Source organism: Arthrobacter parietis (assembly GCF_039530425.1).
Classification (GTDB): domain Bacteria; phylum Actinomycetota; class Actinomycetes; order Actinomycetales; family Micrococcaceae; genus Arthrobacter_D; species Arthrobacter_D parietis.
Genome location: NZ_BAAAON010000001.1, coordinates 1588100 through 1603303, shown reverse-complemented (window position 1 = coordinate 1603303; position 15204 = coordinate 1588100). Strand labels below are relative to the sequence as shown.

Below are 15204 nucleotides of genomic sequence, written 5' to 3'. Positions count from 1 at the left end.
GAGCGTGCCCGCACTGCCAGTCGGAAGGGAGGTGGCGGCGATCGGCGAGAGCAAAAGATACCGCGCCAACCCTGCGGAAATGCATCAGATGCAAGTCTCTTGATCCATAAGGGCGTCGAATACCGTCAACCTCCTCCCTCTTCGGAGATTCCTGACTTGACTTACCGCATCGGACTCGCATCTAATGCATGATATGGGCATTGGATGGGAAGGTTAGGGGTGGGCGTAGGGCACCCGTTCGGGCTTTCCGCGGTGCACTTGGTGGAGGGTGTCGCCTTCATTAAGGAAGACTCATCTGTTTTCGAGGCAATGCTGGATGGTTGGCATGCCCAGCAATCTGGCGGGCGTCGTCTTCAGAAGAAGACTGTTGAGGACCGTCTGCTGATGGTGCGTCGGTTCCAGGCACACTCAGGCGTCTGGCCGTGGGAGTGGACGGCCGCCGTATTCGATGAGTGGATGACCGACTTGGTCTCGATCCGTAAATTGACGGCGGCGACGATTCGTGGATACCAGATCGCCATCCGGCAGTTCTGCGATTTCATCTGTTCACCCCATTATGGGTGGGTCCAGCAGTGTGAGGAGCGCTTCGGAACGCATCCGGTGCAGATTTGCCATGAGTGGAACACTCGCCCCCATGTGCAGGAATACGAGGGAGATCCGCATCGACGACCACTGACACGCCCGGAGCTGCAGCTACTTTTTGATCGGGCAGACGAGGAGGTCCAGCTGCGCTTGTCGGCCGGCCGCAAAGGAGCCGCCGCCGCGTACCGTGATGCCACACTGCTGAAAGTTGTGTACGCGTGGGGTTTGAGGGCAAATGAGGCCGTGCGACTTGATGTGACCGACATGTACCGCAACCCAAAAGTGAGCGCCTTCGGGGACTATGGCTTCGTCCGGATCCGGTATGGAAAGGCTTCCAGAGGGTCACCCCCGAAGCCCCGGACGGTGACAACAGTGATGCCTTGGGCGGTGGACTCGCTGCGTGACTACGTTGAGAATGTATTGCCGCTGATGCGCGCCGGTTCGAGTACGGCAATGTGGTTCTCGGAGCGTTCCGGCCGACTCAGCGCACGATCGCTGAGTGACCGCTTCGCGCTCTACCGGGACGAACTCGGATTGGATCGGCAACTTTCACCGCACTGCCTGAGGCACAGCTACGCGACGCACCTTACCGAGGACGGTCATGATCCGTTGTTCATCCAACGACAGCTCGGTCACGCATACCAATCGACAACCGGGATTTATACGCACGTCTCTGAAGACTTCGCGAACCACATCCTGAACGAAGCTCTCACCAAGATCCCAACGTTCGCCACGCTGAAATGAGGACAAGATGGGCAAGATCATCGGATACGAATGGCGCCTGCGAGAGCAGTTGGCGGCAGCTGGAATGTTCAGCACCACAAAGCTCATCCCGCTCCTCGAGGAACGAGGTGTCCACTTGTCTGCCAGCCAGGTGTATCGGCTCGTCGCTGAGCGACCGGAGCGTTTGAATCTTCACGTGCTGATGGCCCTGACCGATATTCTTGGCTGCAGTGCCGATGATCTCGTTGTGAAGGTAGACCTCGGTCAAGCCCAGAAGGATAAGGCCGTCGGTGAACAGGGCAAGGCAGATCCCGCGTCTGCTGTGATCCGCTCCCGCGCGCTGCGCCCTCGACCAGCACGCATAACTGAGTAGCCCGGTGATTCATGCACCTTCGGAAAGTTCCTCGACGACGTGCGGCCACCCTGGCCGCACTGCTCTGATCCTGCCCAGCGGTAGGTATTGCGAACACTGCTGGAAAAATTCACCTGTAACACGCCGCAGGTGCTTGCGGTGCAACGAACTGGACCACTTGAACCGGCCGGGTCTTTGCAAACGGTGCCGAGCCACAGACGCGATCAACGAACTGTTCTCTGAGATCGTACTCCTTCGGCGCCCCGAGCTGCTCCCAGTCCGCAATCACCTCATGGCAGCCGACGGGCATTACCTGCTGCAACTCATCAAGAGCAAGAAGACCTGGAGGGTGCTCAGCACCGTCGTGTCGCTTCCAGATACCGCCCGACACGAAGATCTCGACCAGATGGGAGCTGCGCGGTCCGTTAATCAGGTCCGCTCACTCCTAGTCGAATTGGGCGCTTTACCGGAACGGGACGAGTATCTGCACCGCCTCCAGAAGTGGACCACTGACCAGATCGCAGCGATACCGCATTCAGCCGATCAACTTGCCCTTCAACAGTTTGTCCGTTGGTGTCAACAGCGACGGCCAAGGAAAGGGCCGACAACCAACACCCAGGCAGCGAACGACAAGCGCGAACTCCGCCTCATTTTCTCGCTGCTAAGCCACCTTAACGCAGCCGAACAGACTGCATCGACGGCAACCCAGGGACATTTAGACGCGTGGGCAGTGAACGCACCACGCGATGCCTTCCGTGTCCGTGGCTTCATCCGCTGGTGCGCTAAAACCGGCACCAATCGATTTCTTACTCCGCCCGACTACCCACGACTCTCCTTTCGGATTGGAGGCAGCCTTGGACCGGGGAACGAAGGCGCCTTGCAATCGGCCCTCTCGGACCAGAACCACGATCCACGGATGGCGTTGGCCCTCCTTCTCAACGTTGTTTACGGAATCCGGGTGCATCGAATCGTTGCCTTGCAACTGGCTGACCTCTCGATCACCGACGGAATTGCAAGCATTCAACTTGGCTCAGTCCGGTTGGATCTTCCAGCAGCGGCAGCTGCTTGGGTGGCCGTTATCCTGGCCGGGAAGATAGACAAACGTCGCTTCGGCGGCGCGGCTCATGATGAAACGTGGGTCTTCCCCGGGTACCGACACGGCAATCACCAACTGGCATCAAGTCTCGCCGCGCGTCTCAAGAAACTGGGTGTCGAGCCCGCCGTGGCTCACCAAGCGTCAAGCGCGGCGATCATCACTCAAGTACCGCCCGCAGTCGCAGCACGGATTCTCGGCATCAGCATCACCACGGCAGCTCACTGGCACAAGCTCACCGGCGACGCTCCAACCTATCGATAGCCCTGTCCGAAATTCCTAGGCCCCGCCTCCCACGCTTGCCGTTCGTGAGCAGGCTCGGAACCAGGAATCCGTGCTGCTTGCCTCAAAGACCACGAGTAGGGAACCGCACGACCTCGTCCTAATCAGTCGCTGCTCCATACTTTCTCGAGATCACGCCTCGGGCGAGAATCAGCCCAATCCCAAGTATCATGAAGGCAAGCCCGAAGTATAGGATTCCTCGCTCCGTGGGATTGATACTGACTAACTGTCTGAATGCTTGCGAACTCTCATCGATGCCGGAGTCTTCGACCCAGAAATACCGGGACATTAACGACATCCACAAGGTTGCGTCGACTGCCACACCGGCCACGAGGGTAAGAAGACCCGCCGTAACAACATCGCGTCGAATCTTCGATACTTCCAAACCTTCACTGGTCATCATTGAGTTGCCTAGCTAGGACCATGCGCCGTCGTAGGGATTACAACGATATTGCACTAGGGATATGGACCAGTTGATCGTCGGCCGCCAAGATTCCATATTGTAGGTAGGCAAGGACGCTGGGTACCCATGGATGTGACAGTAGAACTGCTCCTGAATGGAATTGGTCCACCGCCAAGCGTTGTTTCCCATTTTACTAACCACTTCATCCCGGTGGGCCCACCACATTTCGAATGCCCGGTTCTGCTGGCCCCAGCTCGTCGGCGTAACGTTCACCTTGTAACCTTGCGAGACGAAGCTGTAGAACGGCTGATAATAGAGGTGTATACCAAACCAGGGGTCGGCGACGACCGGGTAAGAACTGTCCGGGAGGTTTGAGTGGTGCACCTCTTGAACGATGTTCTTGCCGCGAATCTTGAACTCGGTAGCGACTGGATTACCCGCTACATCCCTGGCCCAGGGAGCAGTGGCACCTCCAAGGTATGCTCCATCTGAGCCGATTATCTGTACGCCACCCTCAGGCGTCAACGACATCTTCGCTTGTGGTGGGAGATCTAGCTTGTACACATACTCGGTGGGTGCATCTCCATGGGAAAGAGTGTTGATGAACTGAAGCGAACCACCTTCCTTCGGGATGGCTGTGGTCATACTGCCATCTCTGTTGTCGTACTGAATTTCTTTGTTCGGCCCGATAGTTGCTTTGGCCCGATTGCCCGGTTTGGGCATTGTGATCCCGATCTTGTGTCCATTGGACCTGATCTCAGCAGGAATGTCCGTGCTTGGTGGAAGGTGCACCTCCGCGCCAGCGGCAGCATCTTCGAGGTTGACGCCTGTTATAAACCCACCTCCCTCGAGTGGGACCAGCTCCTCGACCGACAGCGCATCTTCGAGCACTTCGGGTGCTAGTTCATTGAGCGTTTTCTGCGTGCTCGCTGACTGCATTGACGGGAAACCAGAACCGGTAAGTAGCAGCGTGGCGGCTATCGCGGACGCCATCAAAGCATGCCTTGGCAAGGCTTTCATTCGAACCCCCATATAAGAACGCGATCAGCTCGTCCTGATCGTCGCAATTCCAGTCAAACACTGCGGGCTGCAGATGGATATAGCGTTCGCTCATGCCAACTCGTTACGTTACGAAGCTGTGATATCGGCCCGTCAATACCCGTGCCCATGGGAGCTCCAGCTAGCCCATTCCCAGCGTTCAAAAAGGGGTAGTAAGAAGCGCCATACGCCGGGTATGCCAACCACGAGGCTGGCCGCCAAACAATTGCTTCAAACCAGGATCACCGCACAATCGAATTGCGCACGTTACCGACATACTACGACCGGCTCCTGGATGATTGGATTGAGCGTTTCGTGATGCGCGAGGAGCCGATAATGCTCACCGAGGCCGAGGTCGACCTCGGACGCCATCCTGCCCACGAGTTCCAGCCGGCACGGAGTGTGTATGCGTGGATCCGCTACCCCTCCCAGGCGTACCTGGTGCAAGCCCAAGCCACCGCGTGGACAGAGACGGCGATCCGGATCTGGTTCTTCGAACCCACGATCAAGATCCACCGGGAGGGCTGGGTGTGGCGCAACGCCGTCAGGCCCAGCTCTCCCGAGGAGAGACAGTAAACCGACTCCTAGCCTTCCTGCTCTTGTTCTTCGTCGCCGACTTGGACACCGCGCTGCAGTGCTGCCGCTGTGCGGGTGTATGCGTCGGCAATGTAGTCCTCGAGTTTTGAGCGTTCGATACGCCATTGCCCTCGGTTATCTTCAGTGCAGTTTATGGTGCTCGTTTCATGAGAATCGATCAGGTTCACCGCCCGATTCTCAGTGCCTCCCGTTCAAGTGAGTAACGATGGTTCTCTCAACCGGTCAAACGCGCCGTTGCTGGTCTCTTGGCAGGGGTAGTTAGAGTATGGAGCCCAGGTCGGAGCCGGTTGATGGGTAGACGGCGGTGGTTGATTTCAGTTGCCGGGTTGTCAGGCCGTGTTTCATGGCGACGCTGATGGTGTTCGCTAGCTCGGCGTAGCCATGTCCGAAGAGGTGGGCACCGACGATGAGATCGGTGTCCTTGTCGACCAGTATTTTGGTGGCTCCGGCGGTTTCACCGATCCGGTAGTTCGAGTACCAGCCACTGGTGTCGGTATAGCGGACGTCGATGTTCAAGCCATTGCTCTGAGCTTCGTGCTCGAGCATGCCTACCCGGACGAGTTCGGGGACGGTGAAGACAGCCGTTGGGGTTGCAGCGTAATCCGGCACAGTCGTGGCGGATTTCAGCATGTTCGAGGCGGCGACCTTCGCCTCGATGACCGCTACGGGAGTCAGCGGTAGTCCGGCGGTGTCCGCTGCGTCCCCGGCAGCATAGACGGCAGGGTTCGTGGTGCTTTGCAGGTGCCCGGCTACCTCCACACCATGGCTGCCGTGCGCCACCTGACCGGCGTCCAGGTCCAGCCTGGATAGTTCAGCGACTCTGCCGGCACCATGGACGATGAGGTCCGCCTGGATCGAGTCCGGGGTGCCGGCGGTGTCGGTCTGGATGGTGTATCCGCTGCTTGACTTGGTGATAGACGTGATGGTGGTGCGGGGCCGCACGTCGACGCCCGCGTCTGATCCGCGCTTGACCAGGACGTCGACGAGGTCGGCGTCGAACGCCTTTAGGGGTCTGGCTCCCCGATCGAGGATGATCGGCGTGCTTCCTGCCCGGGCAGCGATATGAGCGAATTCGAAGGAGATGAAGCCGCCGCCGAGGAACACGATCCGGGGAGGAAGTGTCTCCAGGTTCAGGAAGTCGCTGCTATCGATCAGATGCTCGTGTCCTGGGAAGTCAAGCGGACGCGGCACTGCCCCCGTCGCTATCAGGATTTTGGCTGCCTCGTAGGGTTTGTCTGCGATGTCGACCTGAGTGGGCCCGGTGAAGGTTGTCGGACCATGCAGGGTTTCCACGCCATGAGCGCGGAGGTCCTCTTCCATATTGTGTGGAACGGGGTCCGTGAAGCCGTGCTTATGCTTCATCAGGTCTTCCCAGTTAATGGAGAGCCCATTGCTGTCGATGCCTTTGCCCCCCATGAGCCGGGCAGCGTCGATTACTTCGGCGCCGCGGCGCAGGATCTTCTTGGGATCACAACCGCGCAGGGCGCATGTCCCCCCGTAGGGAAGCGCGTCGACGATGCCGACCCGCCAGCCCTTGGACGAGGTTTTCGTCGCGGCGGCAACCCCGGCCATTCCCGCCCCGATTACCAGCAGGTCATAGGTATCAGTCATCAAGGAAGCTCCTTCGTGAGTCAGTGGGAACGTTGATCTCTCAACGGGTGAAGCGTGGATGCCCGCCCATCGTGGGCTTCGCCGTGCAATGGACAGAGCGGGCAGTCAGTCGACGGCGCTCCTCAGCTGGGCCAGGCTCGGCGCGCCCGCCGGCCCGTCATCGGTCATATACCTGCGGCAGGCTAGACCGACCGGTGTGGAGTCATCGCCAAACGCGTCGACGCCGTTGATGAGAACGGTAGGAGACCCGTGGAACCCAACCCGTTCGGCGGCTTCCACCGACTCGATGAGCTGATACCCGAGCACGATGTCGGGGCGCTCCTCAGCAAGGATGCGCAGCCGCTCGTCTGCGACCGTCCAGTTCGGGCAACCATCAAAGTACTGCAAGGTGATGTCCATGCACCCCACGGTAAACCTTGCAGTCAGATATAAGGTCAAGGCTAGAATTGGACCATGCTGATCGGGGAAGTTTCTGCCGCCACAGGCGTGGACAATCAGACCATCCGCTTCTACGAGCGTGAGGGCCTGCTGCCCACACCTGGCCGGGCTGCTAACGGTTACCGGACCTACGAGAGCGCAACTATCGACCGCTTACGGTTCATTCGCGCAGCGCAAAGTGCAGGCCTTGCCCTGGCTGAAATCGCTCAGGTCCTCAACCTTCGCGATGCAGGACAGACGCCCTGCACCCACGTATCACTCGTCCTCGAACAGAAGCTTGCCGAGGTCCGGGCACGCCAACAAGAACTCGCCATCCTGGCACGCGAACTCAAGAAACTCATCGAAACCAGCCACACCCTGGACCCAGCAGATTGCGGGCCCGCCGAGATCTGCCACATCCTCACCACCAAGTAAGCACCCCAGAGCAGGCAGTCCCGGGGCCGCGTGCGCACTCCTAAACTGGCATATGACCGCAGCCAGCAAGCCCGATGGAGCTACCGTAACCTGTTCATGCTGCGGACGTGACCTAGCCCTGACAAAGCTGCACGCGGTGGAGGATGGAGCCGCCTACATCTGCCGACGATGCGGATTATGGATCGCTCTTCGCCTCCCGAGGCGACTATGACCGGCTCAATGTTACGTTGCTTCGACCTTGTCGCTGAGTGGCTTCTGGCGCGTTTGGATCGACTTTGGTGGAGTTAGCCCACTAGATATGTTTGCGTTGGATTGATGCCCATCGGTTGCGAGGTAGGGTCAGGCCTCGTGACCACTTTCAGCGCGGTTGAAGTCCCTCTTTCTACGGGAGAACGGGTCTACGTCGTCGTTGACGCGGACTTCACGGTGCCTGAGGAGAGCAGGCTCTACTCACTGTGGTTGAGCCAGGCGGGCCGATCTATCAACACTCAACGGTCTTATCAGACGAAGTTGGCTGTTTTCCTCACGTGGGCGGCTTCAGAAAGTGTGGACTGGCGGAATCTGACGCTGCTCGATTTGATCAGATACAAACTGCATCTGCAGACTTCCGCTCCCGGCCAACGTTCCCGGTCGGGAAAGACTGTGAACGTGTATCTTGTCGCGGTCCTGCAGTTCTTGAGGTTCTGCGTGCACGAAGGCTTATGCGATGTTGACGTCGATAGAAGGTTCTTCGACCAGGCTGGGCTGCGGTCCGCGAACCCAGAGGACGGAAGCGGAGATCCCAATCGCATGCCGCGGCTGAGCCGGATGCTCAAATCGCGGGAACTGACGAAACGCCCCCAGCCGATCAGCGCTGATGAGGAATTGCAATTGATGGCGTGCGCGACGAACCCGCGCGATGCACTGTTGGTGCGGCTGATGCTGCACAGCGGGTTACGGGTCGGAGAGGCCTTGGGTCTGCGCCTGGAGGACCTCCACTTCTTGCCGGAATCGATCCATGCCGGGTGCTTCGAACGCGGTCCGCATGTCCACATTCACCCCAGAATCAATAGCAATGGCGCCCTGGCCAAATCTTCCGACACTCGCAGTATCCCGGTGACAGATGAGGTGACACAGGCGTACGCCGCCTACCAGGATGAGCGCTACCAGCTCCTCGGCGGGATCTCGAGCGACTACGTCTTCGTGAACCTCTACTCCCGTAATAGCCCACCCGATGAGCCGCTCCGCTATGCCAGCGTTCATGCCATGTTCAGGCGATGGGACGGAAGGACAACGGTGCGGGTGCGCCCGCACCAGCTCAGGCACACTGCCGCCACCAGATGGGTTCGGGCAGGACATCCCCTCGATGTGGTCCAGGAACTGTTGGGCCACAAAAGCCTGGACTCGACGCAGGTCTATCTGCACGCGTCCGCGGAGGAGATGAGAACAGCGGTCGAATCGGTCACCGGCGGAAGTAGCGAGAACAATGGCAGCTGAGTCCCGGCACCTGCTACTCACAGAGTCCCCCAGCACGGAACCGGGGACGTACCTCGCCTTCCTGCGGCAACGCATCAACAGAAACTGGCGGCCCAGCGAATGGGACAGCAAGCACTGGCATTTCACCTCGGATCCCGCCAACCCGCTCACAGCCGCCTATCCGTGCAGGGCTGCCGGCTGCCCCGGGTTAGCCAGAGGCAACGGAGCCCTCTGCGTGCCCTGCAAGTCGGCCGCCAGGAGCAGCACGAAAGGCAGGCGCCGCGCAGACCATGGGGCAGATCGGACCTCAAAGGCCGCCGAACGGTGCACCATCACCGTCAGCGGACAGCCCTGCAAGGCATTATCGAGCCACCACGGTCTGTGTTACCACCACTATCACGCCTGGCGGAAACGTCTCACCACCGCAGGCGGTGACTACCCACTGGAAAAGTATCAAGCGACAGCCCGGGGCGTGTTCCCACGTGGCCAGCAGTGCGCGGTGCCGGAATGCCGGACCGAGGAATGGCGCTTTGAGAAGGCACTGTGTCTCGGCCACCGTTTCCAATGGAAACGGCTCAAAAGCCAAGGCATCTCTCTGGAGGAATTCATCGCCGTCCCGCGTCCCATCGGCCGGCAGTGGTCCACCACCGAATTCTCACTGGTCGATCTTCCACCAATTCTTCGGCATGAGTTCCTCCTGACTCTGCAACAGCGTGACCAGGAGGGCTACCGGCTGGATCCCTGGGTGCTTCGGCGCTGCATCACCATCGCCTTGGAGCATGGGGCGCGAACGATGGAGAAGCTTCACCAGATCATGCTGTCGAGCTCGACGGATCAGCGGTTGCAGAAGGGTTTCACGAACTACGCACGGATGTGGTCGGCCCGCTGGCGGTACCAGCACACAGGCACCGATGCGAGGAAGGACGACATCTGGGACGCCGCGGTCCTGATGCTTCGCACACAATCCGGCAGCGACACCATCTGCTCGAAAGGCACCCTGGATTTCCGCCCCGTCCGAATCCAATGGCTCCGTGAAGCGGTGAAGGAATACGCCGCCGTCTTCGAACTCCCCGCCGATACAATCCGCGAGCTGATCCGGTCGTGCAGCATCGCCTCGGACGCACTGCTGCGCCGCCCCTATGGAACCACCCCGGATCGGTTGGGAAGGGCTGACGCGAAAGCGGTGTTCCAAGCCTATTCGACGCTAACTACCCACGATGGGGCACCTCGCCCCGAGCGATACAGATACGAACATTTCCACCGGTTCCGTCGGCTCCTGCACGAAGGACGAGAGCTGGACGCCCTTCAGTGCTTGGCCCCCGCGTTCCGGTTTCTCGCCACCGATACCCTCCCCAGCGGCCGGAAGCGCAGCACCGTCAACAAATCCATTCCCGACGAGGTCATCAAGGTGCTGGACGAGAACCTGCACCTGTTCACCGTCGCCGAAGATCACCCTTACACCAATGGTCGTCCAGCCGACCTTTATAACCACATGCATCAAACCATTTATCAGCTGCTGCGCGACCTGGGCCGGCGTCCCTCTGAGATCCTCGGCCTCAAACGCGACGCACTGCAGCACTACGATGACGCGCGCCCTTTTATCCGCTACGACGCCCCGAAGACCGGCGACATCGGCCTGGAACTACCCATCCATCACTCCACGGCAAACATCATCACAGCCTGGCTTGACCGTCTCAACGCAGTCACGGACATAGAACCACGGGCAACTGACCTGTTGTTCCCTTCGCTCTCAGGATTCGGGCCAGCAGCACGCAAACCCATCACGATCAGCGGGTACCACACCGTCTATTGGCGGTGGATCGAGCGCATCAAGAACCTGCCCGACCACATCCAGGGCCCAGGCGGGGCTGCCGAAACCTTCGACCGTTCCCGCCTGCGCCTCTACTCATGGCGGCACACCTATGCCCAGAGGCTCTCCGACAACAACACCGCTCCGGACGTTATCCAGGAACTAATGAACCATAAAAGATTCGAAACCTCCGCCGGATACATCCGCATCAACCGGCAACGCAAAGCCGACGCCATCCGCATCGTCGACCGCACCACCATCGACCGCCACGGCGCAGCCCAACCCCCGCACAGCTATCCCGCATACGCTCGCGGATCGGTAGCCACACCGCTGGGGCTCTGCACCGAGCCGACCAATGTCAAAGCAGGCGGACAGGCGTGCCCGGCACGCAGTAAATGCGGTGGATGCACCTACTTCCGCGCCAACGTATCCCACCTGCCCTTGATCGACGCTCACATCGTCGCGCTCACAACCGACCTGGAACTCGCCCGACCCATCGCCGATACCTGGGTATTGGAGAGCCTTACCGCCGAGATAAGCTCCTACCGCAAAATCAGACGGCTGCTCGCCGATACCAAGACCAGACTCTCCCCAGCAGAGCAAAACGAAATCGACCGGGCGACAGAACTCCTACAGGCTCTCTCCACCGCCCCGGCCCAGGACCCGCTTACCGCCGTCCCCCTGAAGCTCCTGCCACTAACGCCCAAAGAAGCATGAAAACTCACAACAACGAGACATCGAGCAAGTCTGCACTACGTACAGCACGGCTCATCGCGGCCAAAAGAGCCGACAACCAACGACGGCGTGAAGCAGTGCTCAAGGCAATAGCAGCGCACACACAAGCAGGAAAATCGATCACGGCCGCGGGCATAGCCCGGTCTGCTGGAGTAAGCACCTGGTTGATCTATAACGTCCCCGACCTCCTCGACGCCGTACGCAGCGCTGCCGCCCAAAATCACGCGAAAGAGGACACCGCGAGAAAACCCGCGCCCACCATCAACGGCCTGCACAATGAAATGAGCTTGCTCAACGGCAGGCTCACAAAAGCCACCGCAGAAAGGGACCAGCTGAAGAAAGCGCTGAAAACCAAGCTCGGTGCACAGCTCGAACTTGAAACCACAGGTGAACTCAAAACCCGGATCGGGCTACTTGAACGGTCCCTCGAACGGGCCCGCCTGGACCTTGAAGATTCCCAATCTCGCAATAGTCTCTTGCGGGACGATCTGGAAGACGCTCAGGATGAGCTGCGGGCGGCCAGAAGAATCAACCAGATGCTCGTGAAGGAAAACTCTCAACGGGGATCTGTCGTATCTTTCAGGTCAACCGTCTAGGAGTTAGTCTCCTCGGCTTCCTGTAAGTTCATCTCCTTGATCGAGGCAGCGGTGCGCTCATAGGCATCCGAAATATACTCCTCAAGCTTGGAAGCCTCGACTCTCCACTGACCCCGGCCACCCACCTGAATCGCCGGCAGTTCACCAGAACGAACGATCGCATAAGTCTGAGAAGAAGAGATGTTCAGAACTTCTCCAACATCAGCCAGAGTCAGGAAGCGCTTCTCCGCCACCGTGCCCCTCCCTCGTCACAAACATGCTCAACACGGCCCTATCGAAACCCACGATACTCAACATCACCAAACGACCGACTACGAACCATTTACACAGGTCAGAAGCGCAATCACTCGGCAGGCACGGGGCGAAACTTAAGATAACCGCGGCCGCCAATCTGAATAGCCGGCAGGTCCCCACAGCTGAGTAGCGCCCGCACTTGGGACTCACTCGTAGCGAGCTCCACGGCGACGTCCTTGATGGTGAGGAAACGTGGGCTTTCCTGGTGTTCAGTCAATGGTTGTCCTCGTCAATGAAGGTGGGGCCGGGGCTGCACCACACAGCTCCCGACCCCGTTTCTTTCTTGTTTTCCCTGCGAAAAGGAAACCTATTCAGTCCGGTGCCTCTCCTCGGCGAGGTTCCGCCTGCCCGTACGGAGCGCACCTGGCGGCACCGGTTCCCAGGCTTTACCGCCGTTGTACTTGCGCTGCAGCCGGCGAACTTCTTTCAGGACCGCTTTCTCGATTAAGTCTGACACGGACGCATACCCTTCACCTGTCCCTGCAGCGAGGAACGCGGCACGGACCCTGCCCGCGTCTTCCTGGGTGAAGTACGGGGTGAAGGAGGCCTGCTTCCGCTTACTCATTGATCCTTCTGTGCGGGATCTTCAAACCTGGCTCGGGCTTCGCTGGCCGTGAGGTTCAAAGCTTCCCCGATCTCATGCCAGTCGCCTCCTTCATTGAGCGCGAGTTTCACCGCTGCCTTTAGTTCCCGTTCGGCCCGTTCATGTTTTTCCTGGTGCCCCTCCAACAGGCTCCGCCAGTCCTCGATGAGCCATCCGCGGCCCATCATGTCCGCATCATCGGAGAGCTCGAAGCAATCCCCCAGCAGCCGGTAAGAGTTGAGCAGCTTCGCGGCCTCGTCCGGACTGAGCTCGTCGAAGTCATTGGTGTCATTGGGGCCTGCGTAGGGCGTATCCCTCATCATGTGATCCTTACACTTGCGGCTAGAGTGCCGGCGACCAGCGTAACGCTGCACTGCCGCCGACACTCCCCAGCGTTGGGCAGAAACGGTTTTAGAAGGGCGGGTCGATTGCTTCGGGTGCGTTACCCCATCCGCTGCTGCTGGTGGCGCCGGCTGGTGCGACCCATGGGTCGGGTTGTGCGCCTTGGTTGCGTGGCGCTCCCCCGCCCTGGTCGTTGTTGCGTTGTGTGCGGTTGATTTTGGCTGTTTGGAATCCCGCAGGTTCATCCATGAGCAGCTGGCCTCCATTCCGCGCGGGATCTGGCGAAGGTCCGGGTTTTGATGGGTGGAACGATTTGTGACGTAGTTTCATGATTCCTGAAGTCTTTGTGATATTCATGATCAGTGCTAAATATTACCGAACCCAGGTGTGCGTGATGGCGCTTGCTACCGTCCGCTCCATCGGTTTCAGTCGGGCACTGCAATCTTTACAGGACGAGGAGGATTTTGAGCAGGAGCTGGTGGATCAGTTCGCGCTGGCCCAGGTAGGTGCGGGGCTTACTGATCAGTTCGTGCGAACAGAACGGTCGGTGATTTTCGAGTTCACCCGTTTCTTGGGGCAGCCGGTCTGGACGGCCTCGCCGTCCGATGCCGATCGATTCCTGACTTATCTGCGGCAAGAGCGACGAAACACTCGGAGCACACGGGAAAGTAAAGCAGGAACCCTTGCCCGTTTCTTCGACTTCCTAATCGCCAGATACCAAGGGGATTTCCATGCCCTTACCGGTTATGCACTCACGCAGCCGATCGACGAGTTCAACCGCCCTTCAAGTTCCTCCTCACCGGCCGTTCGGGTTCCGCCCAGTGACCCTGAAGTTGAGGCTCTCTTCGGGCAGTGGCGTGATGCGTTACCCACCGCACGCAAGTACCTCCCCGCTGCACGTGACTATCTCGCCGCGTCCCTCTGGCGCCGGGCAGGACTGCGGATCAACGAGACCGTGATGCTCGACGTCAAGGACTGGCGCCCGGACCTCGGCGACCACGGCAAGCTCCACATCCGTTACGGGAAGGGCAGCCGCGGCCGCGGCCCGAAACCGAGGCTTGTCCCCGCGATCAATTCCGTCGATGCACTGCTGGATTGGTGGTTCACCGACGTGCGTCACCAATTCGGCGATGACTACCGGAACCCTGACGCCCCGCTGCTTCCCAGCGAGCGGCACGACCAGCACACAGGGGGCTGTGCTCGGGCCGGCGATGATGCTCTGCGCGCCGGCCTGGCAGGGGCTGTGGAACGTTGGCTGCCAGGTTGGAAAGGGCGACTGAGCCCACACGGCTTACGCCACTACTGCGCATCGTCCCTCTACGCTCGTGGCCTGGACCTGAAAGCAGTGCAGGGTTTACTCGGACACGAATGGCTGTCGACCACAACCCGCTATATCCATGTCCACGAGAACCACGTTAACCACGCATGGGCGGTCGCTAACGAACGAGTGGCCGCCCGGCTGACAGGAGAGTGACACGATGCGTTGGAATCTACGGATGGTCGCCGCCGAGCGCGGAATCTGGAAATCGACCGAACTGCGCCGCCAACTCGCTGATGCCGGCCTGGAGATCAGTGCTGGCAAAATGTCCGGTCTCTGGACGGGGACCCCGACCACCATCCGCCTCGAAGACCTCGACATCATCTGCTTCGTACTCAACTGCTCGCCCACGGAACTGCTGATCCGTGAGCCGGAGAAGATCGCCGCGGCACGCCCGCAAAAGGCGCAAGTTTCATCAGGCGGGTCCGTGCCTTCCATGGTTCCCCGGCTCGGCCGCAACCGAACCACTCCTCCCGCATGAGGGGATCCAATCCACCACCGAACTGCACGATCTGCGCCCAGCGGCCGGTCGCATGGA

At 59.7% G+C, this 15204-nt stretch carries 18 protein-coding genes; 10 read left to right on the top strand and 8 right to left on the bottom strand.

Annotation, left to right across the window (positions count from 1 at the left end):
• Positions 1-219 precede the first annotated feature (219 nt).
• The 3 genes from ABFX19_RS07690 to ABFX19_RS07680 all read left to right on the top strand — a co-directional run bounded on the left by ABFX19_RS07690 (position 220) and on the right by ABFX19_RS07680 (position 3014).
• The gene (locus ABFX19_RS07690) at positions 220-1326 is read left to right on the top strand and encodes a tyrosine-type recombinase/integrase (RefSeq protein ID WP_277359014.1); all 1107 of its coding nucleotides are present in this window, start codon (positions 220-222) and stop codon (positions 1324-1326) included.
• 7 nt (positions 1327-1333) lie between these two features.
• Complete coding sequence (locus ABFX19_RS07685; RefSeq protein ID WP_277359013.1) at positions 1334-1678, top strand: helix-turn-helix domain-containing protein; 345 nt, start codon at positions 1334-1336, stop codon at positions 1676-1678.
• Between the two features lie 271 nt (positions 1679-1949).
• Positions 1950-3014, top strand: a complete 1065-nt coding sequence (locus tag ABFX19_RS07680) for a hypothetical protein (protein WP_277359012.1) — start codon at positions 1950-1952, stop codon at positions 3012-3014.
• A 433-nt stretch (positions 3015-3447) separates the two neighbouring features.
• Here ABFX19_RS07680 and ABFX19_RS07675 read toward each other — a convergent pair whose 3' ends face one another.
• Positions 3448-4374, bottom strand: coding sequence for a DUF2599 domain-containing protein (locus ABFX19_RS07675; protein WP_277359011.1), 927 nt, complete (start codon positions 4372-4374; stop codon positions 3448-3450).
• A complete protein-coding gene (locus ABFX19_RS07670) occupies positions 4340-4549 on the bottom strand; it encodes a hypothetical protein (RefSeq protein ID WP_277359010.1) in 210 nt (69 codons plus the stop codon). The genes ABFX19_RS07675 and ABFX19_RS07670 overlap by 35 nt, the downstream gene beginning before the upstream one ends.
• A 260-nt stretch (positions 4550-4809) precedes the next feature.
• Here ABFX19_RS07670 and ABFX19_RS07665 point away from each other — a divergent pair, with 260 nt between their 5' ends.
• Positions 4810-5049 (top strand): hypothetical protein, encoded by a 240-nt coding sequence (locus ABFX19_RS07665; RefSeq protein WP_277359009.1) that lies wholly within the window; start codon positions 4810-4812, stop codon positions 5047-5049.
• An 8-nt stretch (positions 5050-5057) separates the two neighbouring features.
• Here ABFX19_RS07665 and ABFX19_RS07660 read toward each other — a convergent pair whose 3' ends face one another.
• From ABFX19_RS07660 to ABFX19_RS07650, 3 genes are all read right to left on the bottom strand, one after another.
• Positions 5058-5237, bottom strand: a complete 180-nt coding sequence (locus ABFX19_RS07660) for a hypothetical protein (protein WP_277359008.1) — start codon at positions 5235-5237, stop codon at positions 5058-5060.
• A gap of 91 nt (positions 5238-5328) precedes the next feature.
• Entirely contained in the window at positions 5329-6681 is a 1353-nt protein-coding gene (locus tag ABFX19_RS07655) for a dihydrolipoyl dehydrogenase family protein (protein ID WP_277359007.1), read from the bottom strand.
• A gap of 105 nt (positions 6682-6786) precedes the next feature.
• Entirely contained in the window at positions 6787-7080 is a 294-nt protein-coding gene (locus tag ABFX19_RS07650; RefSeq protein WP_277359006.1) for a thioredoxin family protein, read from the bottom strand.
• 54 nt (positions 7081-7134) lie between these two features.
• On the opposite strand from ABFX19_RS07650, the gene ABFX19_RS07645 reads away from it, so the two are divergent.
• The 4 genes from ABFX19_RS07645 to ABFX19_RS07630 all read left to right on the top strand — a co-directional run bounded on the left by ABFX19_RS07645 (position 7135) and on the right by ABFX19_RS07630 (position 12129).
• Positions 7135-7533, top strand: a complete 399-nt coding sequence (locus tag ABFX19_RS07645; protein WP_277359005.1) for a heavy metal-responsive transcriptional regulator — start codon at positions 7135-7137, stop codon at positions 7531-7533.
• Positions 7534-7881: 348 nt separating this feature from the next.
• The gene (locus ABFX19_RS07640) at positions 7882-9009 is read left to right on the top strand and encodes a tyrosine-type recombinase/integrase (protein ID WP_346027961.1); all 1128 of its coding nucleotides are present in this window, start codon (positions 7882-7884) and stop codon (positions 9007-9009) included.
• A 451-nt stretch (positions 9010-9460) separates the two neighbouring features.
• Positions 9461-11515 carry a tyrosine-type recombinase/integrase gene (locus ABFX19_RS07635; RefSeq protein WP_346027960.1) on the top strand — a complete coding sequence of 685 codons (2055 nt, stop codon included), beginning with the start codon at positions 9461-9463 and terminating at the stop codon, positions 11513-11515.
• Entirely contained in the window at positions 11512-12129 is a 618-nt protein-coding gene (locus ABFX19_RS07630) for a hypothetical protein (RefSeq protein ID WP_277359002.1), read from the top strand. Before ABFX19_RS07635 ends, ABFX19_RS07630 begins: the two co-directional genes overlap by 4 nt.
• Here ABFX19_RS07630 and ABFX19_RS07625 read toward each other — a convergent pair.
• The 3 genes from ABFX19_RS07625 to ABFX19_RS07610 form a co-directional block, all read right to left on the bottom strand.
• Positions 12126-12362, bottom strand: a complete 237-nt coding sequence (locus ABFX19_RS07625; RefSeq protein WP_277359001.1) for a helix-turn-helix domain-containing protein — start codon at positions 12360-12362, stop codon at positions 12126-12128. The two genes, ABFX19_RS07630 and ABFX19_RS07625, sit on opposite strands and share 4 nt — an antisense overlap.
• A 368-nt stretch (positions 12363-12730) precedes the next feature.
• Positions 12731-12988 carry a ParB family protein gene (locus ABFX19_RS07615; RefSeq protein ID WP_346027959.1) on the bottom strand — a complete coding sequence of 86 codons (258 nt, stop codon included), beginning with the start codon at positions 12986-12988 and terminating at the stop codon, positions 12731-12733.
• The gene (locus tag ABFX19_RS07610) at positions 12985-13326 is read right to left on the bottom strand and encodes a hypothetical protein (protein WP_277358999.1); all 342 of its coding nucleotides are present in this window, start codon (positions 13324-13326) and stop codon (positions 12985-12987) included. Before ABFX19_RS07610 ends, ABFX19_RS07615 begins: the two co-directional genes overlap by 4 nt.
• A gap of 416 nt (positions 13327-13742) precedes the next feature.
• Here ABFX19_RS07610 and ABFX19_RS07605 point away from each other — a divergent pair, with 416 nt between their 5' ends.
• Entirely contained in the window at positions 13743-14822 is a 1080-nt protein-coding gene (locus ABFX19_RS07605; protein ID WP_346027958.1) for a tyrosine-type recombinase/integrase, read from the top strand.
• Between the two features lie 4 nt (positions 14823-14826).
• Positions 14827-15147 carry a helix-turn-helix domain-containing protein gene (locus ABFX19_RS07600; protein ID WP_277358996.1) on the top strand — a complete coding sequence of 107 codons (321 nt, stop codon included), beginning with the start codon at positions 14827-14829 and terminating at the stop codon, positions 15145-15147.
• Positions 15148-15204 lie beyond the last annotated feature (57 nt).